Annotated in this window: 19 protein-coding genes; 12 read left to right on the top strand and 7 right to left on the bottom strand. The window is 69.2% G+C overall.

Features of this window, described 5'->3' with window-relative positions; translation table 11 throughout:
- Positions 1-3: 3 nt before the first annotated feature.
- The 3 genes from gcvH (at position 4) to gcvPB (ending at position 3,432) form a co-directional block, all read left to right on the top strand.
- The gene (gene gcvH, locus AC2YHA_RS11995) at positions 4-375 is read left to right on the top strand and encodes a glycine cleavage system protein GcvH (protein WP_233784683.1); all 372 of its coding nucleotides are present in this window, start codon (positions 4-6) and stop codon (positions 373-375) included.
- Between the two features lie 127 nt (positions 376-502).
- Positions 503-1,861 (top strand): aminomethyl-transferring glycine dehydrogenase subunit GcvPA, encoded by a 1,359-nt coding sequence (gcvPA, locus tag AC2YHA_RS12000; protein WP_487401758.1) that lies wholly within the window; start codon positions 503-505, stop codon positions 1,859-1,861.
- A complete protein-coding gene (gcvPB, locus tag AC2YHA_RS12005) occupies positions 1,858-3,432 on the top strand; it encodes an aminomethyl-transferring glycine dehydrogenase subunit GcvPB (protein WP_487401759.1) in 1,575 nt (524 codons plus the stop codon). The genes gcvPA and gcvPB overlap by 4 nt, the downstream gene beginning before the upstream one ends.
- A gap of 22 nt (positions 3,433-3,454) precedes the next feature.
- Here gcvPB and AC2YHA_RS12010 read toward each other — a convergent pair whose 3' ends face one another.
- The gene (locus AC2YHA_RS12010) at positions 3,455-3,619 is read right to left on the bottom strand and encodes a DUF1674 domain-containing protein (protein ID WP_233784680.1); all 165 of its coding nucleotides are present in this window, start codon (positions 3,617-3,619) and stop codon (positions 3,455-3,457) included.
- A 9-nt stretch (positions 3,620-3,628) separates the two neighbouring features.
- Between AC2YHA_RS12010 and AC2YHA_RS12015 the strand changes: the two genes are divergently transcribed.
- The 4 genes from AC2YHA_RS12015 to purH are packed head-to-tail and all read left to right on the top strand — an operon-like array spanning position 3,629 to position 8,929.
- On the top strand, positions 3,629-4,903 hold the full coding sequence (locus AC2YHA_RS12015; protein ID WP_487401760.1) for an RsmB/NOP family class I SAM-dependent RNA methyltransferase: 1,275 nt from the start codon (positions 3,629-3,631) through the stop codon (positions 4,901-4,903).
- Between the two features lie 44 nt (positions 4,904-4,947).
- A complete protein-coding gene (rpe, locus tag AC2YHA_RS12020; RefSeq protein WP_487401761.1) occupies positions 4,948-5,604 on the top strand; it encodes a ribulose-phosphate 3-epimerase in 657 nt (218 codons plus the stop codon).
- Positions 5,601-7,337, top strand: coding sequence for a heparinase II/III family protein (locus AC2YHA_RS12025; protein WP_487401762.1), 1,737 nt, complete (start codon positions 5,601-5,603; stop codon positions 7,335-7,337). Before rpe ends, AC2YHA_RS12025 begins: the two co-directional genes overlap by 4 nt.
- Before the next feature lie 8 nt (positions 7,338-7,345).
- On the top strand, positions 7,346-8,929 hold the full coding sequence (gene purH / locus AC2YHA_RS12030) for a bifunctional phosphoribosylaminoimidazolecarboxamide formyltransferase/IMP cyclohydrolase (RefSeq protein WP_487401763.1): 1,584 nt from the start codon (positions 7,346-7,348) through the stop codon (positions 8,927-8,929).
- A gap of 92 nt (positions 8,930-9,021) precedes the next feature.
- Here purH and AC2YHA_RS12035 read toward each other — a convergent pair whose 3' ends face one another.
- The 6 genes from AC2YHA_RS12035 to AC2YHA_RS12060 form a co-directional block, all read right to left on the bottom strand.
- Entirely contained in the window at positions 9,022-10,539 is a 1,518-nt protein-coding gene (locus tag AC2YHA_RS12035; protein ID WP_487401764.1) for a lipopolysaccharide biosynthesis protein, read from the bottom strand.
- Positions 10,540-10,668: 129 nt separating this feature from the next.
- On the bottom strand, positions 10,669-13,425 hold the full coding sequence (gene polA / locus AC2YHA_RS12040; RefSeq protein ID WP_487401765.1) for a DNA polymerase I: 2,757 nt from the start codon (positions 13,423-13,425) through the stop codon (positions 10,669-10,671).
- A gap of 221 nt (positions 13,426-13,646) precedes the next feature.
- Complete coding sequence (locus tag AC2YHA_RS12045; RefSeq protein WP_487401766.1) at positions 13,647-14,342, bottom strand: 2OG-Fe(II) oxygenase; 696 nt, start codon at positions 14,340-14,342, stop codon at positions 13,647-13,649.
- Between the two features lie 233 nt (positions 14,343-14,575).
- The gene (locus AC2YHA_RS12050; RefSeq protein ID WP_487401767.1) at positions 14,576-15,700 is read right to left on the bottom strand and encodes a serine hydrolase; all 1,125 of its coding nucleotides are present in this window, start codon (positions 15,698-15,700) and stop codon (positions 14,576-14,578) included.
- A gap of 110 nt (positions 15,701-15,810) precedes the next feature.
- Positions 15,811-17,397 carry an L-aspartate oxidase gene (nadB, locus tag AC2YHA_RS12055; RefSeq protein ID WP_487401768.1) on the bottom strand — a complete coding sequence of 529 codons (1,587 nt, stop codon included), beginning with the start codon at positions 17,395-17,397 and terminating at the stop codon, positions 15,811-15,813.
- 110 nt (positions 17,398-17,507) lie between these two features.
- Positions 17,508-18,431: an ABC transporter ATP-binding protein gene (locus AC2YHA_RS12060; protein ID WP_487401769.1), complete on the bottom strand. Its 924-nt coding sequence runs from the start codon at positions 18,429-18,431 to the stop codon at positions 17,508-17,510.
- Positions 18,432-18,594: 163 nt separating this feature from the next.
- Here AC2YHA_RS12060 and AC2YHA_RS12065 point away from each other — a divergent pair, with 163 nt between their 5' ends.
- From AC2YHA_RS12065 to AC2YHA_RS12085, 5 genes are all read left to right on the top strand, one after another.
- The gene (locus AC2YHA_RS12065) at positions 18,595-18,825 is read left to right on the top strand and encodes a zinc-finger domain-containing protein (RefSeq protein WP_487401770.1); all 231 of its coding nucleotides are present in this window, start codon (positions 18,595-18,597) and stop codon (positions 18,823-18,825) included.
- Between the two features lie 19 nt (positions 18,826-18,844).
- Complete coding sequence (gene tldD, locus AC2YHA_RS12070) at positions 18,845-20,272, top strand: metalloprotease TldD (RefSeq protein WP_487401771.1); 1,428 nt, start codon at positions 18,845-18,847, stop codon at positions 20,270-20,272.
- Complete coding sequence (locus tag AC2YHA_RS12075; protein WP_487401772.1) at positions 20,269-21,087, top strand: arylamine N-acetyltransferase family protein; 819 nt, start codon at positions 20,269-20,271, stop codon at positions 21,085-21,087. Before tldD ends, AC2YHA_RS12075 begins: the two co-directional genes overlap by 4 nt.
- Positions 21,084-22,019, top strand: a complete 936-nt coding sequence (locus tag AC2YHA_RS12080) for a DUF5996 family protein (protein WP_487401773.1) — start codon at positions 21,084-21,086, stop codon at positions 22,017-22,019. Before AC2YHA_RS12075 ends, AC2YHA_RS12080 begins: the two co-directional genes overlap by 4 nt.
- A gap of 673 nt (positions 22,020-22,692) precedes the next feature.
- Positions 22,693-23,307: a LolA family protein gene (locus AC2YHA_RS12085; protein WP_487401774.1), complete on the top strand. Its 615-nt coding sequence runs from the start codon at positions 22,693-22,695 to the stop codon at positions 23,305-23,307.
- The last annotated feature ends 123 nt before the right edge of the window (positions 23,308-23,430 follow it).

Raw genomic sequence — 23,430 nt, forward strand, 5'->3', positions numbered from 1 at the left:
CAGATGAGCCGCTATTTCACCGAAGATCATGAATGGATCGACGTCGACGGCGACACCGCGACCGTCGGCATCACCGACTATGCCCAGGGCCAGCTCGGCGACATCGTGTTCGTCGAGGTGCCCGAGGGCGGCCGCCGGCTCGCCAAGGGCGACGACGCCGCGGTGGTCGAGTCGGTCAAGGCCGCATCCGACGTCTACTCGCCGGTCTCCGGCACCGTGATCGAGGGCAACGCCGCGCTCGGCGACGACCCGAGCCTCGTCAATTCGGACCCCGAGGGCGAGGGCTGGTTCTTCAAGCTCACCATCGCCGATGCCGGCGAGCTGGAGAGCCTGATGGACGAGGCCAAGTACCAGGATTTCGTGAGCAAGCTGTAACCCTGAAAGCCCCTCCCCTTCAGGGGAGGGGTTGGGGTGGGGACTGTCTGCAGGCCACAGGCTCGGTGAGACGGCACTCCCCCACCCCTTACCCCTCCCCTGAAGGGGAGGGGCTTGGAGAATGACATTGCGCTACCTCCCCCTCACCCAGCCCGATCGCGAGGCGATGCTCGGCGTCATCGGCGCCAAGTCGATCGACGACCTGTTCGTCGACGTGCCCGAAGCCGCACGGCTCGACGGCCCGATCCCGGGCCTGCCGCTCCATGCCTCAGAGCTCACGGTCGAGCGCCACATGGCCGCGCTCGCGCGCAAGAACCTGGCGGCAGGCGATGCGCCCTTCTTCCTCGGCTGCGGCGCCTATCGCCATCATGTGCCGGCCTCGGTCGACCACCTCATCCAGCGCGGCGAGTATCTGACCGCCTACACGCCCTATCAGCCGGAGATCGCGCAGGGCACGCTGCAGATGCTGTTCGAGTTCCAGACGCAGGTCGCGCGCCTGCTCGGGACCGACGTCGCCAACGCCTCGATGTACGACGGCTCGACCGCGTGCTGGGAAGCGATCGTGATGGCGCGCCGCGTGACGCGGCGGGCGAAGGCGGTGCTCTCGGGCGGGCTACACCCGCATTACGTCTCGGTCGCGAAGACCATGGCGAAGTTCACCGGCGACGTGCTCGAGACCTCGCTGCCGGATCTGGTTGCGGAGCCCGATACCACCGCGCTGATCGACAAGATCGACGATGATACGTCGTGCGTGGTCGTCCAGTACCCCGACATTCTCGGCCGCATCGCCGACCTCTCCGAGCTCGCTGCGGCGTGCCATGCGAAGAAGGCGCTGCTCGTCGCGGTGGTCACCGAGCCGGTCGCGCTCGGCCTGCTCAAGTCGCCGGGCGAGATGGGCGCCGACATCGTCGTCGGTGAGGGTCAGTCGATCGGCGTCGGACTTCAGTTCGGCGGGCCCTATGTCGGCCTGTTCGGCTGTTCGGAGAAGCTGGTGCGCCAGATGCCCGGCCGCCTCACCGGCGAGACCGTCGACGCCGACGGCAAGCGCGGCTTCGTCCTCACCCTCTCGACCCGCGAGCAGCACATCCGCCGCGAGAAGGCGACGTCGAACATCTGCACCAACTCGGGGCTGTGCGCGCTCGCCTTCTCGATCCACATGACCCTGCTCGGCGAAGCGGGCCTGCGCCAGCTCGCCCGGGTCAACCACGCCGCCGCCTCCGCCGCCGCCGACCGGCTGGCCGAGGTGCCCGGCGTCGAGCTGGTGACGCCGAGCTTCTTCAACGAGTTCACCCTGCGCCTGAGCAAGGAAGCACGCCCGGTCGTGCGCCAGCTCGCCGACAGCGACATCCTCGCGGGCGTTTCGCTGGGCCGGCTCTATCCGGGCGCGAGCGAACTGGAGAACGGGCTCGTCGTCGCCGTCACCGAAACCACCACGGCGGAGGACGTCGCCGTGCTTGCCGAGGCGCTGAGGGAGGTGCTGGCATGACGATCAATCCGAGCGGCTGGCGCCCCGAGGCGCCGCAGGGCGGCACCGGCGAGGCCGCGACCTTCACCGGCAACCGTGCGCTGATGCTGGAGGAGCCGCTGATCTTCGAGATCGGCTCGACCGATACCACCGGCGTCGACTTCGGCCCCGCGCCCGCGGCGAGCGGATCGCGGCTGGCGGGCCTGGAGCGCTCGGCGCCGATCGGCCTTCCGGGCCTCAGCGAGCCCGAGGCGGTGCGCCATTACACCCGCCTCAGCCGGCAGAACTACGCGATCGACCTCGGGCTGTTCCCGCTCGGCTCGTGCACGATGAAGCACAATCCGCGCCTCAACGAGAAGGTCGCACGGATGCCGGGATTCGCCGACCTCCATCCGCTGCAGCCGGTCGATACCGTGCAGGGCGCGCTGCAGGTGATCAACGAGCTCGCCTTCTGGCTGATCGAGCTAACCGGCATGCACGGCGTGGCGATGAGCCCCAAGGCCGGCGCGCACGGCGAGCTATGCGGCATCCTGGCGATCAAGGCGGCTCTGGAAGCGCGCGGCGAAGGCCACCGCAAGGTGATCCTGGTACCGGAAAGCGCTCACGGCACCAACCCCGCCACCGCCGCCTTCGCCGGCTATACGGTCGAGGATATCCCGGCGACCGCCGAGGGCCGCGTCGACCTGGCAGCGCTGAAGGCGCGGCTGGGACCGGACGTCGCCGCGGTGATGATCACCAATCCCAACACCTGCGGCCTGTTCGAGCGCGACATGAAGGCGATCTCGGACGCGGTCCATGCGGTGGGCGGCTACGTCTATTGCGACGGCGCCAACTTCAACGCGATCGTCGGCCGCGTGCGCCCGGGCGATCTCGGCATCGACGCGATGCACATCAACCTGCACAAGACCTTCTCGACGCCGCATGGCGGCGGCGGTCCCGGTGCGGGTCCGGTGGTGCTGTCGGAGGCGCTGTCACCCTATGGCCCGCTGCCTTTCGTCGCAAAGATGCCGGACGGCCACTACAAACTGGTCGAGGAAGAGACGGCGGACGAGGATCATCCCCATACCTTCGGACGCATGACGGCGTTCCATGGGCAGATGGGCATGTTCACGCGGGCGCTGACCTATATCCTCAGCCACGGCGCCGATGGCCTCAGGCAGGTCGCCGAGGATTCGGTGCTCAACGCCAACTATGTCCTGCGCAGCCTGGAGGGCACGCTCGACGCGCCGTTCGCCGCGTCGGGGCCGTGCATGCACGAGGCGATCTTCTCCGACGAGGGGCTGGCCGAGGGCTTCTCGACGATCGACGTCGCCAAGGCGCTGATCGACGAGGGCTATCACCCGATGACGATGTACTTCCCGCTGGTGGTCCACGGCGCGATGCTGGTCGAGCCGACGGAGACCGAGAGCAAGGCGGCGCTCGACCAGTTCATCGGAGCGCTGCGCTCGGTGGCGGAGCGGGCGAAGGCCGGCGACGCGGCGCTCAAGTCCGCCCCGCACTTCGCCCCGCGCCGCCGCCTCGACGAGACGCTGGCGGCGCGCAAGCCCGCGCTGGTGTGGAAGGAGCCGGAGTTGGCGGAAGCGGCCGAGTAACAGCGTTCGATAGTGGCGCGGCTCAGAAGTCCACCGCGATCCCGTTCCGCTCCCAATCGCCGTAGCGGACCGGGTCTTTGCCGAGCGGATCGGCGTCGGGACGGACCAGCGGTTCGGGCGTGGGCACGGGAGGGCTGGGCGGCGGCCAGTCGGCGGGCGGTTTCACATGCGGCGGGCGTTGGGCCATAGAGGCCCAATGCGCCCGCCCAAGTCCCCGATCAAGGCCGATCCGGCCGGTGTCCCCGCCCGTCGTGCCGCACTCCGGCTGCTCGATGCTGTGCTGAGACGCGGTCAGGCGATCGAGCAAGCCCTCCCGGCCGCCACCCAGGGCATCGAACGCGCCGACGACCGCGCCTTTGCCCACGCCATCGCCGCGGAGGCGCTGCGGCGCCTGCCCGACCTCGACGCGCTGATCGACTCGGCGACGCGCCAGCCGCTCCCCGGCGATGCCAAGGCGCGCGCGGTGCTGCGCATCGCCCTGGTGCAGGCGCTCGCGCTCGGCACACCGCCCCATGCGGCGATCGCGACCACGCTGCCGCTGGTCGACGGTGGGCCGCGCCGGCTGGTGCACGGCGTGTTCGGCACGCTGACCCGCCGCTGTGCGACGCTGCCGGCGCTGCCGACGCTGCCCGAGGAGGCGGCCGTCCGCTGGCGCGAGGCCTGGGGCGAGGCCGTGGTGACGGGCGCCCGCCACGCCGTCGCCGCGCCGCCGCCGCTCGATCTCACGCTCAAGGCCGATGACGTCATGGCGCCGGAGGGGCCGTCGCTGCTCCCCCGCCATCGCCGGCTTGCCGACGGCGCTGCGGTGCCGGGACTGCCCGGCTATGCCGAGGGCGGCTGGTGGGTGCAGGACCTCGCCGCCTCGATCCCGGCGCGGCTGATCGGCGGGGGGGACGGTCGAGCGCTGGATCTCTGCGCCGCGCCGGGCGGCAAGACGCTCCAGCTGGCGGCGGCAGGCTGGCGCGTGACCTCGCTCGACATCTCCGAAAGTCGTCTCGCGCGACTTCGCGACAACCTCGCCCGTACCGGCCTCGCCGCCGAAGTGATCGCCGCCGATGCGCTGCGATGGGCGCCGAGCGAGTCCTATGACGCGGTGCTGCTCGACGCGCCGTGCAGCGCGACCGGTATCTTCCGTCGGCATCCCGACGTGCTCCATCGCGTGACGCCGCGCCTGATCGCCGAGATGGCGGAGCTGCAGGGGGCACTGCTCACGCGCGCCGCGGACTGGGTGCGTCCCGGCGGACTGCTGGTCTACGCCACCTGCTCGCTGGAGCCGAGCGAGGGCGAGACGCAGCTCGAGCGTTTCCTGGGCGAGCAGCGCGACTTCGCGATCGATCCGGTGCTCGCCGACGAGCTGCCCGACGATCTCGTCGCCCATCCGCGCGGCTGGGTGCGCACGCTGCCGGGAATGATGGCCGACGCGGGTGGGCTCGACGGCTTCTTCATCGCGCGGATGATGCGGACCGGCTAGACCAAGCCTTGCCCCTCGGCGCATGCGTGCTAGAGGCTCCTCGGATGCCGATCCGCATCGCCCCTTCGATCCTCTCCGCCGATTTCGCCCGTCTTGGCGAGGAAATCCGCGCGATCGATGCGGCGGGGGCCGACTGGATCCATGTCGACGTGATGGACGGCCATTTCGTGCCCAACATCACCATCGGCCCCGGCGTGGTGAAGGCGCTGCGTCCTCACACGACCAAGCCGTTCGACGTCCATCTGATGATCTCGCCGGTCGATCCGTTCCTCGACGCCTTCGCCGAGGCGGGCGCGGACATCATCACCGTGCATCCGGAGGCGGGGCCCCACATCCACCGCTCGGTGCAGCGGATCAAGGCGCTGGGGAAGCGGGCGGGCGTGGTGCTCAACCCCGCGACGCCGATCGCCGCGCTCGACTATCTGATCGACGAGGTCGACCTCATCCTGGTGATGAGCGTCAATCCCGGCTTCGGCGGGCAGAGCTTCATCGCCAGCCAGCTCCGCAAGATCGCGTCGATCCGCAAGCTGATCGACGCCTCGGGCCGCGCGATCGACCTGGAGGTCGACGGCGGCGTCGACCGCACCACCGCGCGGCAATGCATCGATGCCGGCGCCGACGTGCTGGTCGCCGGCACCGCCACCTTCGCCGGCGGCGCGGACCGCTACGCCGACAATATCCGGGCCCTGCGCGGACAGTGAGCGCCGACGACCCGACCCGGCCCGGCCCCGACACGATCGACCAGGGCAGGAGGCTGATCCGCGTCGGCGGCGACAAGGGGTTGTCGCTCGCCGACCGCATCGCCGACCGGTTCCAGCGCCTCGCCTGGCGCACGCCGTTCCACCGGCTCGCCCTCAGCGGGCGCCATCCGCTGCGGCTGCTCGCGGTGGCTGACGACCCCTTCCTCGGCGATCCGGCGCGGGGCCACGCACTGCTCAAGGCGATGGTGATGTTCCGGGGCGAGCGCCGGGCGATCGACGCGCTCGATCTCGCGCGGCCGGACGTCTCGATCGATTTCGCCGCCTATCTCCACGGCTTCGGCTGGCTGCGCGACCTGTCCACCGTCGCCACGCGCGACCAGGCGGTCCCGATCGCCGAGGCGCTCACGCGCCGCTGGCTCGCCGCCCATGCCGAGAAGGTCTCCGATCCGGCATGGCGCGCCGACCTGGTCGGGCGCCGCGTGCTCGCCTGGATCGCCCATGCGCCGCTGATCCTGTCGTCGAACGACCTCGTCTACCGCTCCAGCGTGCTCCACACGCTCGCGCGCGGCGTGCGCCATGCCGAGCGCACCGCCGACCGGGTGCCGCCGGGGCCGGCGCGGATCGCCGCCTGGTGCGGTGTGGTCGCGGCGGGGCTGATGATCGCCGGCGGCGAGACGCGGCGCGCGGTCGGCGAGGCGGGGCTCGCCCGCGCGCTCGCCGCCTCGATCACCGGCGACGGCGGCACGCTCGGCCGCTCGCCGGCGGGGCAGCTCGACACGCTGATGCTGCTGGTCGCGCTGCGCGAGGTCTATGCCGCGCGGCGCGTGGAGCCGCCCGCCGAGATGACCGGCGCGATCGCGGCGCTGGTGCCGCCGCTGCTTGGGCTGTGCCACGGCGACCGCGGGCTCGCCAGCTGGCAGGGCAGCGGCCCGATCGCCGGCGAGACGATCGAGGCGATCGTCGCCGCCTCCGGCGTGCGCACGCGGCCGCTCAAGCAGGCGCGCGAATGGGGATACCAGCGGCTCTCGGCGCAATCGACCCTGCTGATCGTCGATGCCGCCCCGCCGCCGGTCGCGCGCGTGGCGGAGGGGGGCTGCGCCTCGACGCTGGCCTTCGAGCTTTCGGACGGGCCGCACCGCATCATCGTCAATTGCGGCGGCGGGCGCATTGCCAACGCGACGCTGCCGGCCGCGCTGATCGAGGGGCTGCGCACTACCGCCGCCCATTCGACCCTGGTGCTTGCCGACTCCAACTCGACCGCGGTGCTGCCCGACGGCGCGCTCGGCAAGGGCGTGGCCGAGGTCGAGCTGGCGCGCGCCGAAAGCGACACCGTCAGCCGGATCGAGGCAAGCCACGACGGCTATGTCCGCCGCTTCGGCTTCGTCCACCGCCGCACGCTGGCACTCAGCGGGGACGGGCGGGACCTGCGCGGCGAGGACATGCTGGTGCCCGCCGGGCGCAAGCGCGCCACCGCAGCCACGCCGTTCGCGATCCGCTTCCACCTCGCGCCCCATGTCGAGGCCGCGATGACCGCCGACGGCCAAGCCGCGCTGCTGCGGCTCCCCGGCAACCTCCTCTGGCAGTTCCGCTGCCGCGGCGCCGGCCTCGCGCTCGAGGAAAGCGTGTGGATCGACGGCGACGGCCGCCCCCATCCGACCCAGCAGCTTGTCGTCAACGGGGAAACGCCCGCCGGCGGGACGAGCGTGAGCTGGTGGTTCCACCGATCGAAGTAAGGACGTCCATGGACCAGGTTCCGATCAAGCGTGCGCTGCTCTCCGTCTCCGACAAGAGCGGTATCGTCGAGCTCGCCGAGGCGCTCGCGCGGCGCGGCGTCGAGCTGGTGTCGACCGGCGGCACGGCGAAGGCGCTGCGCGAGGCGGGGCTGACGGTGCGCGACATCTCCGACCTCACCGGCTTTCCCGAGATGATGGACGGCCGCGTCAAGACGCTGCATCCGGTGGTGCACGGCGGCCTGCTCGCGGTGCGCGACAATGAAGAGCACGTCGCCTCGATGGCCGAGCACGGCATCGGCGCGATCGACCTGGTGGTGGTCAACCTCTATCCCTTCGTCCAGACGGTGGCGAAGGGCGCGGACCGCGACGAGATCATCGAGAACATCGACATCGGCGGCCCGTCGATGGTGCGCTCGGCGGCGAAGAACCATGCGGCGGTGGCGATCGTCACCGATCCCGCGGACTATGCCGTGGTGATCGGCGAGCTGGAGGCCGGCGGCACCAGCCTCGCCACCCGCAAGCGGCTCGCGGCCAAGGCCTATGCCGCGACCGCCGCCTATGACGCGGCGATCGCGAGCTGGTTCGCCTTCGCCGACCAGGGCGAGACCTTCCCCGAGACGCTGCCGATCGCGCTCCGGCGCGGACAGGCGCTGCGCTACGGCGAGAACCCGCACCAGCAAGCGGCGTTCTACACCCAGGGCGGCTCTGGCGCGCGGGGCATCGGCCAGGCGCGGCAGGTGCAGGGCAAGGAGCTCAGCTACAACAATTACAACGATGCCGACGCCGCGCTCGAGCTGGTCAGCGAGTTCCGCGACGCCGAGCCGACCGTCGTCATCGTCAAGCACGCCAATCCCTGCGGCGTCGCCACCGCGGGCACGCTCGCCAAAGCCTATGCCGAGGCCTTCGCCTGCGACACGGTATCGGCGTTCGGCGGCATCATCGCGCTCAACCGGCCGCTCGATGCCGAGACGGCGCGCGCGATCACCGGCATCTTCACCGAAGTGGTGGTGGCGCCCGGCGCCGACGAGGAGGCGCTGGCGCTGTTCGCGGCCAAGAAGAACCTCAGGCTGCTGCTGACCGGCGAGCTGCCCGATCCCGCGCGGCTCGGCCTCACCGCCCGGTCGATCGCCGGCGGCTGGCTGGTGCAGACCCGCGACAACGGGACCATCTCCGAGCTCGACCTCAAGGTGGTGACCAAGCGCGCGCCGACGGCGCAGGAGCTCGCCGATTGCCGCTTCGCCTGGACGGTCGCCAAGCACGTCAAGTCGAACGCGATCGTCTACGCCAAGGACGGTGCCACCGCCGGCATCGGCGCAGGGCAGATGAACCGCCTCGAATCGGCGCGCATCGCCGCATGGAAGGCGAAGGACGCCGCCGACAAGGCCGGCTGGGCCCAACCGCGCACGATCGGATCGGCGGTCGCCTCCGACGCCTTCTTCCCCTTCGCCGACGGATTGCTCGCGGCGGTCGAGGCGGGCGCGACGGCGGTGATCCAGCCGGGCGGATCGATCCGCGACGAGGAAGTGATCGCCGCCGCCGACGAAGCGGGGCTCGCGATGGTGTTCACCGGGATGCGGCATTTCCGCCACTAGCGGACCCGGTGCTCCTGCGAAGGCAGGAGCGCAGGCCGCAAGCGAGACGGCCTGTGATCCAGGGCTCCTGCCTTCGCAGGAGCACTTAACCGCTAATGCCCCGTCGCCGCCGTCTCCTTGAGGTCGATCGCCTCGGCGCGGGGCACCTTGCGGAACAACGCGCGGTCCTCCGGGCCGAACGCCCATTTCCACAATATGAAAAGATAGGTGAGCGCGATCATCGGCTCGCCGATCACCAGCTCGGCCCATTCGAACCTCTTGGGCAGGGTGGTGAACATCCAGCCGACCACGATCGCCGCCAACGCCGCCCACACCAGCGGCCAACGCCAGCCGGCGACCGGCGCCTTCAACAGGTGCGAGAGGAAGTTCGCCTTCACCACCGATCCCACGAACACCGCCACCATCAGCGCCACCGCGACGCCCGCCGCCTGATAATTGATCGGCCAGCCGAGGCCGCGCATCGCCAGGATCAGCACGAAGCTCAGCACGATCTGGAACAGCAGCACCCCGATCGAGATCATCAGGTTGCGGTGGCGCGCGACATAGACCAGCGCCGATTCGCACACCGCGCCAGTCGAGGCGAGCACCTCGGCGATCAGCAGGAAGGCGAGCGCGGCGGTGCCCGCGACGAACTGCGGCCCGACGATGCCCATCACCGCCTCGCCCGGGATCGACCCCATCAGCGCGAGGCAGCCCTGCGCCGCCATGATCCAGAAGCCGACCTGCCGCACCTGCTTGGCGACGGCGGCGCGATCGCCCTCCTTGAGGCTCTGGGTGATCACCGGCCCCAGCACCGGATCGAAGCTGGTCTTGAGCTTCTGCGGCAGCGAGGCGACCTGCTGCGCCATGTAATAGATGCCGACGATCGACGGTGCGAACATGATGCCCAGGATGAAGCGGTCGACGTTGCGCGTCCCCCATTCGATCGCATCGGCGCCGGCGAGCGGGGCGTTGCGCCGCGCGAGCGCGAACATCGAGGCGATGTGCGGCGACCAGCCATAGGGCAGGCCGTAGCTTTTGACGAACGGCACCAGCGACGCGGTGAGCGCCGCCAGCATCGACAGCACATAGGCCAGGATCAGCCCGTCGCGCGACGACACATAATAGAGCCCCCAAGCCGCGATGCTGATCGTCCAGGGCTCGACCACCGCGCGGGCGGTGACGCTCGCCTTCACGTTCATGCGATAGGCGAGCGCGGCGAGGCTCACGTCGGACCAGGCGATGGCGAAGACGATGCAGGGCAGCAGCCGCTCGAAGCCGATCACCTGGCTGTTGGGATACATTGCCTGCGGAAAGGCGAACAGTACCGCCGACCCCAGCACCGAGGCGCCGAACGCCACCGCCATCGCGTCCCACACGACATGGACGTGCGGCCGGTCGGTCGAGGTCAGCGCCTGCGCGAGCCCACGCTTCAGGCCCAATGTCGCGATCATCGCCACGAACTCGACCACCAGCACCGCGAGCGCGAAGCGGCCGACGATCTCCGGCCCGTAGAGGCGACCGGCGATGAACAGGAACGGCAGGCGCGCGGCCAGCCGCAGCACGAAGCCGAGGATGTTGGTGCGCCCGCCCTTGGCGAGCGCGGCGATGTCTTGTTGGGATTCAGCCATGTGCGGCTACTTCACCAACCCCGTTCGCCCTGAGCTTGTCGAAGGGCCGTCCTTCACTTCCGAGAGAAGAAGGGCGGTGCTTCGACAAGCTCAGCACGAACGGTGGAGGGGGCTGGATTCGCACCAGTATCAATGCGCCGCGCCCCAGCTCGGTCCGACCCCGATGTCGATGCCGAGCGGCACCGTCAGCTCGACCGCAGGCTCGGCAGCACGGGCCATCACATCGCGGATGATCGGCGTCGCCGCTTCGACATCGCTTTCGGGCAGCTCGAACACCAGCTCGTCATGCACCTGCATCAGCATCCGGACGTGCGGCAGCCCCGCGGCGGCGAGCGCCGGGCCCATCCGCGCCATCGCGCGCTTGATGATGTCGGCGCTGGTGCCCTGGATCGGCGCGTTGATCGCGGCGCGCTCCGATCCGCCGCGCTCGTTGGGATTGGGGGACTTGAGGCGCGGGAAATGCGTCTTCCGCCCGAACAGGGTGGTGGTGTAGCCGCGCTCCTTCGCCTCCCTCAGCGTGTCGGCGATGTAGCGGTTGATGCCGGGGAAGCGCTCGAAATAGCGGTCGATCATCGCCTGCGCCTCGTCGGACGAGACGTCGAGCCGACCGGCGAGCCCCCAGCGCGAGATGCCGTAGAGGATCGCGAAGTTGATCGTCTTGGCCCGCGCGCGGGTGTCGCGGTTCAATTCGCCGAACAGCTCCATCGCCGTCATGTTGTGGATGTCGTCGCCGTTCAGGAACGCCTGGCGCAGCGGATCGACGTCGGCGATGTGCGCGGCGAGCCTGAGCTCGATCTGCGAATAGTCGGCGGCGAGAATGACATTGCCTGGCTCGGCGACGAAGGCGTCGCGGATCTGCCGACCGACCTCGGTCCGGATCGGGATGTTCTGCAGATTGGGATCGGTCGAGGACAGGCGCCCGGTCTGCGCGCCGGTCAGCGAATAGCTGGTGTGGACACGGCCCGTCGCCGGGTTGATCTGCGCCTGGAGCGCGTCGGTGTAGGTCGACTTCAATTTGGTGAGCTGGCGCCAGTCGAGCACCTTCTGCACCATCTCGCGTCCGGGCGAATCCTTGTCGGCGGCGATCCGCTCGAGCTCGTTGACGTCGGTCGAATAGACCCCCGACTTGCCCTTGCGTCCGCCCTTGATCCCCATCTTGTCGAACAGCACGTCGCCCAGCTGCTTGGGGCTGCCGATCGTGAACTTGAAGCCGGCGATGGCGTGGATTTCGTCCTCCAGCGCCGCGATCTGATGCGAGAATTCGGTCGAGAGCCGCGAAAGGATGTCGGCATCGACCTTGACGCCCGCGCGCTCCATGCCGGCGATCACCGCCGGCAGCGGCCGGTCGACCATCTCATACACCCGCGTCACGCTCTCGAACGGCAGCCGCGGCTTGAAGCGGCGCCACAGGCGCAGCGTCACGTCGGCATCCTCGGCAGCGTAGCGGGTGGCGGCCTTGAGATCGACCTCGTGGAAGCCGAGCTGCTTCTTGCCCGTCCCGACCACGTCCTTGTAGGCGATGCAGCTGTGCGAAAGGTGGGTCGCGGCGAGCTCGTCCATGCCGTGGCCGTGCAGCCCCGAATCGAGGTTGAAGCTCATCACGATCGTGTCGTCATAGGGCGCGACCTCGATTCCCAATCGGCCGAGCACGATCAGGTCGTATTTGAGGTTGTGCCCGATCTTGAGCACCGCCGGGTCCTCGAGCAGCGGCTTCAGCCGCGCCAGCACCAGCTCGCGATCCAGCTGCACCGGCTTCTCGGCGAACATGTCGCTGCCGCCGTGGCCGACGGGGATGTAGCAGGCCTGGTTCGGGGCGAGCGCCAGGCTGACGCCGACCAGCTCGGCGCGGGTGGCGTCGACGCCGGTGGTCTCGGTATCGATCGCGACATGGCCCTGGTAGCGCGCCTGCTCGATCCAGCGGTCGAGCGCGGCCTCGTCCACCACCGTCTCATAGGCGTCGTGGTCGCAGGGCGGGTCCTCCTCCTGCGCGATCGGCAGCGTCGGCGTCTCGACCGGCGCGTCCGCCACCGCCGACAGCTTGGCGATCAGCGAGCGGAAACCGTGATGCTCGAGGAAGGCGCGCAGCGGCGCATCGGGGATCCCCTTGAGCTCGAGCGCATCGAGCGGATCGGGCAGCGGCACGTCGCAGGCGAGCGTCACCAGCTTGCGGGAAAGCCGCGCCATCTCGGCATGCTCGATCAGGTTGTCGCGCAGCTTGCCCGGCTTCATCGAGGGGGCGGCGGCAAGCACGGCCTCGACGTCGCCATGTTCCAGGATCAGCTTGGCCGCCGTCTTGGGGCCGACGCCGGGCACGCCGGGGACATTGTCGACGCTGTCGCCCATCAGCGCCAGCACCTCGCCGAGCTTGTCGGGCCCGACGCCGAACTTCTCGACCACCGCTTCCGGCCCCAGCCGGCGGTTGTTCATCGTGTCGTAGAGGTCGAGCCCCGGCTCGATCAGCTGCATCAGATCCTTGTCGGAGCTGACGATCGTCACCTGCCAGCCCTGCGCAAGCGCCGCCTTGGCATAGGAGGCGATCAGGTCGTCCGCCTCCCAGCCCTGCTCCTCGATGCACGGCAGCGAGAAGGCGCGCGTCGCGTCGCGGATCATCGGGAACTGCGGCACCAGGTCCTCGGGCGCAGGCGGACGGTGCGCCTTGTACTGGTCGTAGAGCTCGTTGCGGAAGGTGTGCTCGGACTTGTCGAGGATCACCGCCATGTGGGTCGGCCCCTCGGCCTTGTGGAGCTCGTCGGCGAGCTTCCACAGCATGGTGGTGTAGCCGTAGACGGCGCCGACCGGCTCGCCGTGCTTGTTGGTGAGCGGCGGCAGCCGGTGATAGGCGCGGAAGATGTAGCCGGAGCCGTCGACCAGATAGAGGTGGGGCATGGGCGGGGGATAGCAGGGGCAACGCGACCCTCAAACCCTTAGCTGTCCTTAGGCCGATCGACGTCCAGCAATTTAGCCCCTCCCCTTCAGGGGAGGGGTTGGGGTGGGGACTATCCACGAGCCGGACGGCCTGCCGCACTTCCCCACCCCCAACCCCTCCCCTGAAGGGGAGGGGCTTAAGACATAACCAAACGACATGCTTGGTGGCGATCCGTCCGAGCTCAACTGGCGTCGTGGAAGATGACGCCAAGCGTGTGGCGCTGTCCGCTTCGCACGGCGGCGACGCCGTGGCGCATGGTCACGCGATAGTCGCCGCGCGTGCCGGTCACCGGTCGCTGGTTGACCGCGAACACCAATGCATCGCCCTGGCCCAGCGGCGCCACATGCGCGCGGGACTGCATCCGCGGGCGCTGCTCGGTCAGCACGAACTCGCCGCCAGTGAAATCCTCGCCCAGCGCCGACAGCAGGATCGCGACCTGCAGCGGAAAGACCTGATCGCCGTACAGGTCCTGGTGCAGCGCGTTGTAGTCGCCCGTGCCGTAGCGCAGCAGCAGCGGCGTCGGCCGCAGCTGCCCGGCCTCGTGGCAGCGAAGCACGAACTCGCTGTGCGTCTCGGGAAAACGCGCCGGCAGGCCCATCCGCTCGTGCCAGCGATTCGCCAGCGGCGCGAGGCGCGGGTAGAGCGTGGTCCTCAGCGCGAACACCAGCTCCGGCAGGGGGTAGGCGAAGTAGCGATATTCACCGCGGCCGAAGCCGTGACGCGCCATCACGACGTGGCTGCGGAAATGGTCCGACTCATCATAGAGTGCGGCGACCGTGCGGCAGGTCGCGGAGTCGAGCAGACCGGGCAGCACCGCCCAGCCCTGCGTATCGAGATCGCCGGTCAGCGCCGGCCAGTCATAGCGTTGCAAATCCATGGCGGCCGCCTATCCGCCCGTCCGGCCGCACGCTTCCCGCCGCTTGCGCGCGAACTCAAGCGCGTTCCCAGCACGTCAGCGTTTCAATCCTCCCCCGCCAGGGGGAGGTGGCGCGCGTAGCGCGACGGAGGGGGAGGACTCCCCAACGATCGTTCTGGCATCCGCCCCCTCCGACAGCCTTCGGCTGCCACCTCCCCCTGGCGGGGGAGGATTCATTCAAATGTCGAACCGTCCTAGCGCGCGATCGTCGTGGTCGCGGCGTCGTGGTTCGCCACCACCGCCTGCACCACCGCCTGCATCAGCGCCTGGCGCTCGGGAATGGTGCGCGCGGTGTCGCCGATCATGATCGCGATCGCATAGCTGCGCCCGTCTGGCGCGGTGAGCAGGCCGACGTCATTGTAGCCGGCGGTGCGGCTCAGGAAATTCTGCCCGGTGCCGGTCTTGTGGCCGAAGCTCCAGCCCGGCGGCACCGCACCGCGCATGCGCTGCTTGCCGGTCTTGGACGCTTCCATCGTGCTGATCAGGTAGCTGGTCGATTCGGGCGACAGCAGCGCGCCGCGCTTCAGCTTCGCCAGCGCACCGGCGATCCCGCTCGGCGCCGCGCCGTCGATCGGATCGGCGACATAGCTCTGATACGCCGCCTGGCGAACGCCGATCGGCAGCCTCGCGCGCGCCGCCTCGAACGCTCGGCCCATCGCATAGTCCTGCCGCCAGGTGAGCCCGGCGGTCTTCGACTGGAGCAGCCGCTCGCCGGGACCGAACCGGACGTTCTCGATGCCATGGCTGGCGATGAAGCTGCGCACCGCCGCCGGCCCGCCGACGTAGCGCAGCAGCTTGTCGTTGCAGGTGTTGTCGCTCATCGTCAGCGCGCGGTGGAGCAGGTCGCGCACCGTCGTCGTGTAGCTGCCGTCCTTGAGCATCGCCGCAATCGGCTGATGGAACAGCGTCAGATCCGACTGGGTGATGGTCAGCCGGTCGTCGAGCGTGATGCGGCCGCGGTCGACCGCGTCGAGCACGGTCATCGCCACCCACAGCTTGCTCACGCTCTGCTGCGGCATCGGCCGGTCGGCATCGGCGCTGTCGACGGCCCAGCCGTCGTCGACGCTCTGCACCGAGATGCCGGCGAGCCCATCGAAGCGGTTGCGGAGGGCGAGGATGCTCGTCTTGAGCGCCAGCGGCGCCTGGACCCGCGGAGCCGGCGGCGGAACCGGGATGAGCGTGCGATAGCTCGGCGGCAGCAGATCGCGCGTCTGCGCCGTCTGATGCACGCCCGCGCCCAGCAACACCACCGGCGCCAAACCCGCCAGCGTCAATGCCCTCTCGAGCGCCGTAAATGTCGGTACGAACCCCACGCTCACTCTAAGCCCTTGCCCGTTTTCCCATAAAAGCCTCATCGCCGTCGCACTGCAAGAGTCTTGCCGATTTCCTGCGGCGAACCGAGTCGATATGGCGGCAGAAAGGTGAACGGTTACGGAACGAGCACCGTATCGACGGGCTCGGGCAGCATCTCCGGATAGTCGAGCGTATAATGGAGGCCGCGGCTTTCCTTGCGGTGGAGCGCGGAGCGGACGATCAGCTCGGCCGACTGCAGCAGGTTGCGCAGCTCGATCAGGTCGGGCGTGACGCGGAAATGGCCGTAATAGTCGGCCACCTCCTCCTGCAGCATCTTGATGCGGTGCGCCGCGCGCTCGAGCCGCTTGGTGGTGCGGACGATGCCGACATAGTTCCACATGAACCGGCGGATCTCGGTCCAGTTCTGCTTGATGACGACTTCCTCGTCCGAATCGGCGACGCGGCTCTCGTCCCAGGGACGGATCGGCGGCGGCGGGGCGAAATCGTCCCAATGCGCGGCGATATGGCTCGCAGCCGCCTCGCCGAACACGAAGCATTCGAGCAGCGAGTTGGAGGCGAGGCGATTGGCGCCGTGCAGGCCCGACTGGGTGCACTCGCCCGCGGCATAGAGACCGGGCAGGTCGGTTCGGCCGTCGCGGTCGATGACGATGCCGCCGCAGGTATAATGTTGCGCGGGTACCACCGGGATCGGCTCCTTCGTCATGTCGATGCCGAGTCCCAAAAGTTTCTCGTGGATGGTGGGGAAGTGTCCCTTCACGAAACCGGGATCGAGATGGCTGATGTCGAGGTGGACGTAATCGAGGCCGAGCCGCTTGATCTCATGGTCGATCGCGCGCGCCACGATGTCGCGCGGCGCAAGCTCGGCGCGCGGATCGAAGTCCGGCATGAAGCGGTAGCCGTTGTCCGGCAGCAGCAGCTGCCCGCCTTCGCCGCGCACCGCCTCGGTGATGAGGAAGTTCTTGACCTCCAGATTGTAGAGGCAGGTCGGGTGGAACTGCATCATCTCCATGTTGGAGACGCGTGCGCCCGCCCGCCATGCCATGGCGATGCCGTCGCCGGTCGCCCCGCGCGGCGCGGTCGAGAAGAGATAGGTCCGCCCTGCCCCGCCCGTCGCCAGGACGGTCGCACGCGCGGTGAACAGCTCGACGCGGCCGGTCGCCCGGCTCACCGCATAGACGCCCCAGACATTGCCGGCACCCGAATAGCGCGTCTCGTGCCGGCTGGTGGCGAGGTCGATCGCGACCATGTCCGGTACCAACGTGATGTTGGGATTGGCATGCGCGGCCTTGAGCAAGGCCTCCTGCACCGCCCAGCCGGTCGCATCGTTGACATGGACGATCCGGCGATGGCTGTGCCCGCCCTCGCGCGTCAGGTGCAGTGCGTTGCCGTCGGTATTGAACGGCACGCCGAGCTCGACCAGCTTCGCGATCGCCGCCGGGGCGCCCTCGACCACCATCTCGACCACGCCGCGGTCGTTGAGCCCGGCGCCCGCGATCATCGTGTCCTCGATATGGCTCTCGAAGGTGTCGCCGGGCTCCAGCACCGCGGCGATGCCGCCCTGCGCCCAGGCGGTCGAGCCCTCGTCGAGCCCGCCCTTGGCGAGCACCGTCACCTTGAAATGCTCGGCAAGGTTGAGCGCCGCGGTCAGCCCCGCCGCGCCGGAGCCGACGATCAGGATGTCGGTGGAATGAGGATCAGGCACTCAACCTCCGTTCGGGCTGAGCTTGTCGAAGCCCCGCCCTTCTTTCCCGGGCGGATTAGAAGAAAGGACGGCGCTTCGACAAGCTCAGCGCGAACGGGGAAATGGGGCCGCTAGCCATTCGCGGCGCGGGTAAGGCTCAGGAACACGTCCTCCAGATCGGGCTCGCGGGTCGAGACGTCGACGATGCCGTAGCCGCCCTCGGTCACCGCGGCGAGCACCTGGCCGGCGTTGGCCTGGTCCTTGCGATAGGTGATCGACAGCACGCGCGCACCCTTGGCCTCGATCTTCTGGAAGCAGGCGGCGGAGGGCGGCGTCGTGACGTCGCGGTCGACGGTCACCTCGACCATCTTCTCCTGCGCCTTGCCGACCAGTTCGCGGGTCGGCTCGTTGGCGACGAGCTTGCCGTGGTTGATGATCGCGATGCGATCGCACAGCTCCTCGGCCTCCTCGAGATAATGGGTGGTCAGCACCACCGTCACGCCGCCGGCGTTCAGCTCGCGCACATAGGCCCAGAGCTGCTGACGAAGCTCGATGTCGACGCCCGCGGTCGGCTCGTCGAGCACCAGCACCGGCGGACGGTGCACCAGCGCCTTCGCGACCATCAGCCGCCGCTTCATGCCGCCCGACAGGGTGCGGGCATAGGCGTTCGCCTTGTCCTCCAGATGCACCGCGCGCAGCAGCTCCATCGAGCGGCGCAGCTCCTTCCTGACGCCGTAGAGGCCGGCCTGGATCTCCAGCGTCTCGAAGGGGGTGAAGAAGGGATCGAACAGGATCTCCTGGTTGACGATGCCGATCGAGGCCTTGGCGTTGCGCGGGTGATCATCGATGTCGAAGCCCCAGATCGACGCCGTGCCCGAGGTCTTGTTGACGAGACCCGCCAGGATGTTGATCAGCGTCGACTTGCCGGCGCCATTGGGGCCGAGCAGGCCGAAGATCTGCCCGCGCGGCACCTCGAAGCTCACCTCGTCGAGCGCGCGCTTGCCGCCCTGGTAGGTCTTGGAGAGGCCGGAGATGGCGATGGCGGCGTCGGTCATGGGCGTCATCTAGGTCGCTACGCCAGTGCAATCAAACCAAAGTCGTCATGCCGGACTTGGTCCGGCATCCACCCTGCCACATCGACTATAGTGGCGGTGGCGCAGTGGACCCCGGAACAAGTCCGGGGTGACGAAGGCATTCAGGCTTGCTATCCGCGCCTCCATGATCGCCCCGCCCGAAGTCCTCCGAGTCTCCAGCCCCCGCGTCGCCTGCGACGGCACCGGCGAGGGCCTGCCCGCCGCGCTCGGCCATCCGCGCGTGTATCTCCAGATCGACGAGCACGGCTATGTCGACTGCGGCTATTGCGACCGCCGCTTCGTCCTGATCGGCGGACCGGCCGACGGGGTCGACCCGGGCACGCTTCCCGACATCCCGTCTGGCGCGAGCCTCTGACGCGCCTATATCGGGGCGCATGACCGTCGCCCCCCATCCCCGCTCGTTCCTCTATCGCGAGGGACTCGATCCCGACGCCGCCCGCCGTCTCACCGCCGAGGCGCTCGCCAGGGCCGAGGACGGCGAGCTCTACCTCCAGTACCGCAAGGCCGAGGCGTTCGGCTTCGACGACGGGCGGCTCAAGACGGCGAGCTACGACACCCACGCCGGCTTCGGCCTGCGCGCGGTCTCCGGCGAGACCACGGCTTTCGCCCATGCCAACGAGCTGACCGAGGCGGCGATCAAGCGCGCCGCCGCGACGATGGCGCTGATCGATCCCGCCGCCGGCCCGCGCGCCGCGCCGCCGCGCGCAACCAACCGCCATCTCTACACCGACGCCGATCCGCTCGACCTCGTCCCCTTCGCCGACAAGGTGAACCTTTGCCAGACGATCGACGCCGCCGCGCGCGCCCGCGATCCGCGCGTCGCCCAGGTCTCCGTCTCGCTGCTCGGATCGTGGAGCGTGGTCGAGATCGTCCGGCCCGACGGCTTCGTCGCCACCGACGTGCGGCCGCTGGTGCGGCTCAACGTCACCATCGTCGTCGAGGCGAACGGCCGGCGCGAGACCGGCACCTTCGGCACCGGCGGGCGCACCACCTACGAGCGGCTGCTCGAGCCCGTCACCTGGAACCGCGCGATCGACGAGGCGCTGGCGCAGGCGCTGGTCAACCTCGATTCGGTGCCGGCGCCGGCCGGCGAGTTCACCGTGCTGCTGGGGCCGGGCTGGCCGGGCGTGCTGCTGCACGAGGCGGTCGGGCATGGCCTGGAGGGCGACTTCAACCGCAAGGGCAGCTCGGTCTTCTCCGGCCGCATCGGCGAGCGCGTCGCCGCACCAGGCGTGACGGTGGTCGACGACGGATCGATCCACGACCGCCGCGGATCGCTCAGCATCGACGACGAGGGCACGCCGACGCAGGAGAACGTCCTGATCGAGGACGGCATCCTCAAGGGCTATATCCAGGACCGCCTCAACGCCCGGCTGATGGGCGTCGAGCCGACCGGCAACGGGCGCCGCGAATCCTTCGCCCACGCGCCGATGCCGCGGATGACCAACACCTTCATGCGCGGCGGCAGCGACGATCCGGCCGAGCTGCTCTCGCGCGTGAAGAACGGCATCTTCGCCAAGAGCTTCGGCGGCGGATCGGTCGACATCGTCTCGGGCAAGTTCGTCTTCTCCTGCACCGAGGCGTACCGGATCGAGGACGGCAAGCTGGGCGCACCCATCAAGGGTGCGACGCTGGTCGGCGACGGGCCGACCGTGCTGACCCAGGTGACCGGCATCGGCAACGACATGGCGCTCGACGAAGGCGTCGGCATGTGCGGCAAGGGCGGCCAGAGCGTGCCGGCCGGCGTCGGCCAGCCGACCCTGCTGGTCGAGGGACTGACGGTCGGCGGGACGGCGGTGTGACGCTGTCGCCGGCCGATCTCGCCGCCTATCGCGACCGGATCGGCTGGCACGGCGATGCGCGCGCCGATCGCGCTACGCTGGAGACGCTGGTCGCGCACCACACGCGCACCTTCGCCTTCGAGAATCTCGACCCGCTGACCGGCCAGGTGCCCGATCTCACGCTGTCCGGCCTGGTCGCCAAGCTCGTCCACGCCGGGCGCGGCGGCTATTGCTATGAGCAGAACGGACTGTTCAAGGCGGTGCTCGAAACGATCGGCTTCCAAGTCACCGGCCACGCGGCACGGGTGATGTGGAACCTGCCCGAGGAGGTACCGACCGGCCGCACCCACATGGTGCTGCGCGTCGACCTGCCCGAAGGCCCGGTGATCGCCGACGTCGGCTTCGGCAGCCAGACGCTGACCGGCGTGCTCGACCTGGTCGACGGCATCGAGCAGGCGACCCCGCACGGCCCGTTCCGCTTGATCCACAACGGCGACGTCTGGCGGCAGGAGGTGTCGGTGCTCGGCGAATGGCGGCCGGTCTATGCCTATGACCTGCAGCCGCAGCTCCCGATCGACTATGAGCTCGCCAACTGGTGGTCGGCGACCAGCCCACGCTCGCATTTCCTGACCGGACTGATCGTCGCGCGCGCGACGCCAGGACGGCGCAGCGTGCTCAGGAACTTCGACCTGACGATTCACCACGTCGATGGCCCGAGCGAACGACGGCGCCTCGAGTCGCCGACCGAGACGTGCGACGTCATCGAGACGCTGTTCGATATCCGCATCCCCGATCGCGCCGCGCTGGGGCACAGGCTGGAGGAGATCGCCGGATGAACGACGCATGGCCTGAACTCGACTGGCCGTCCTGGCGCGAGACCGCGCAGCACCTCCACCTGATGACGCAGGTCGTGGGCAAGGTCCGGCTGGCGCACAGCCCGTGGCTCAATCACGGCTGGCAGGTCGCGCTCTATCCGACCGTGCGCGGGCTCGGCACCGGGCCGATTCCCGCGCCGGACGCCACGATCCAGATCGACTTCGACCTGGTCGGCGACATGCTCTCCCTCGCCAGCGACCGCGGCGAGACGCGGACGCTGCCGCTGCGCGCAGGCACGATGGCGGGATTCCACGGCGCGGTGATGGAAGCGCTAGCCGAGCTCGGCGCGCCGACCCGCATCAACGTCATGCCGAACGAGCTGCCCGGCGCCTATCCCTTCACCGAGGATTTCGCCGAACGCCCCTATGACGGCGACGCGGTGCGCCGCTTCCATCGCGCGCTCCTGTCGGTCAGCCGCGTGTTCGCGCGCTACCGCACCGGCTTCCTCGGCAAGTCGAGCCCGGTGCACTTCTTCTGGGGCAGCTTCGACCTCGCCGAGACGCGCTTCTCGGGCCGGACGGCACCGCGCCATCCGGGCGGATTTCCCGGCCTGCCCGACGCCGTGACGTGCGAGGCCTACAGCCATGAGGAGGCGAGCGCCGGCTTCTGGCCGGGCAGCGACGCCTATCCGAAGCCCGCCTTCTACGCCTATGCCTATCCGGCGCCCGAGGGCTATGGCGCCGCGCGTGTGTCGCCGGAGGCAGCGGCGTTCAGTGTCGAGATGGGCGAATGGCTGCTCGACTATGATGCAGTCCGCATCGCGGCCGATCCCGAAGCCGTGCTGCTTGCGTTCCTGCAATCGACCTACGATGCCGCCGCCGACCTCGGTGGATGGGACCGCGCCGCCCTCGAATGCCCGATCGGCCGTCCCCGCGTGCCGCGCGTGGTGTAGCGGGTCTGTGGAGATTGGCGCGCGTGCCTTTTCCCCTTCGTCACCCCGGACTTGGTCCGGGGTCCACTGTGCCGCAAGCGCAACGCAAGAGGCTCTCTCGACTTCAGAGGACGACAGGTGGACCCCGGACCAAGTCCGGGGTGACGAAGGAAAGGGAAGCGATGTTAGCCATCCCCACAAATTTCGATCCGTACCGCTGCCGCTTGCAAAGTAGGATTTCGCCTGCTTGGCTCGCCTAGTCCGAGCCGTGCGAGCCTCGGCCAGCTCTTTGACTCCGTCGATCTCATCCGTAGCGCGTCGGCGTAGCGTCGCTGTCGCCTCCGCGTAGCGCCGCTGTAGCGCTCCTGGCGCGTCCCCGGCGCGCTGGTGGCGCCTTCTCGGCGCATCGGTGTCGCGTTCCTGGCGCGTCCGCGTCGCGTTCCTCTGCCGCGCTCTCGGTGCCGGCCGCACACACGTGTCCGGAGTCAACTTAGTCAACTTTTCCGTGATCGCCCGCGTGACAAACTCTTCCCGAAGTTCACCTCTCGACGCGAGGCCCGTTTACCTATGACTTTCGTGACCTTCGACGGATTTCCGCGGGTTTCTGCACCGCTCGCCGCCGCTCCCCCTGGGTCGCGGGCCCGCGCCGCGTTCAGTTCACGACAAATTCAAGCGACGGACCTATCCTGACCTCATGAAGACGATCCTCCTCCCCTCTGCGCTGGCCGCATTCCTCGCCGCGCCGGCGATTGCCGCTCCCGCTTCCGCCGAACTGCAGCAGGTGCAGCGCCACCTCGCCGCGGTCGACACCATGACCGCGACCTTCTCGCAGACCGACCGCGCCGGAAAGGTGCTGACCGGCACGCTCTCGCTCAAGAAGCCGGGCAAGGTGCGCTTCCAATATGAGAAGGGCGTGCCCTATCTCGCGGTCGCGGACGGCAAGTCGCTGTTCTTCATCGACTATTCGGTGCGTCAGGTGTCGCGTTGGCCGATCGGCAACTCGCCGCTCGCCGTGCTGCTCGACCCCAAGCGCGACATCTCCGGCATCGCCAGGGTACAGCCCAGCCCCAATCCCGGCATACTGAGCGTCGAGGCGCACGATCCCAAACACCCCGAATATGGCCGCATCACGCTGATCTTCGCGCGCAACGCCGCGGGGCCGGCGGGGCTGATGCTGCAGGGCTGGGTGGCGCTCGATTCCCAGAACAACCGCACCACCATCCGCCTCGGCAACCAGAAGCTCAACGTGCCCGTCAGCGACGGGACGTTCCGCTGGAACGATCCGCGGAGACAGGGCGGGCGCGGGTAACCGCCGCCCGTTCATTCTGGTGACAGGAAAGGGGGACTAACACGGACATCGCGGAGGCGGGGTTTCCGTTCGGGATTTTCCCCCTGTTGCCCGGGCCAGTGGCCTCGCCTCCTGCCTGCGTGA

It is taken from the genome of Sphingomonas sp. SRI_018, from assembly GCF_057586275.1.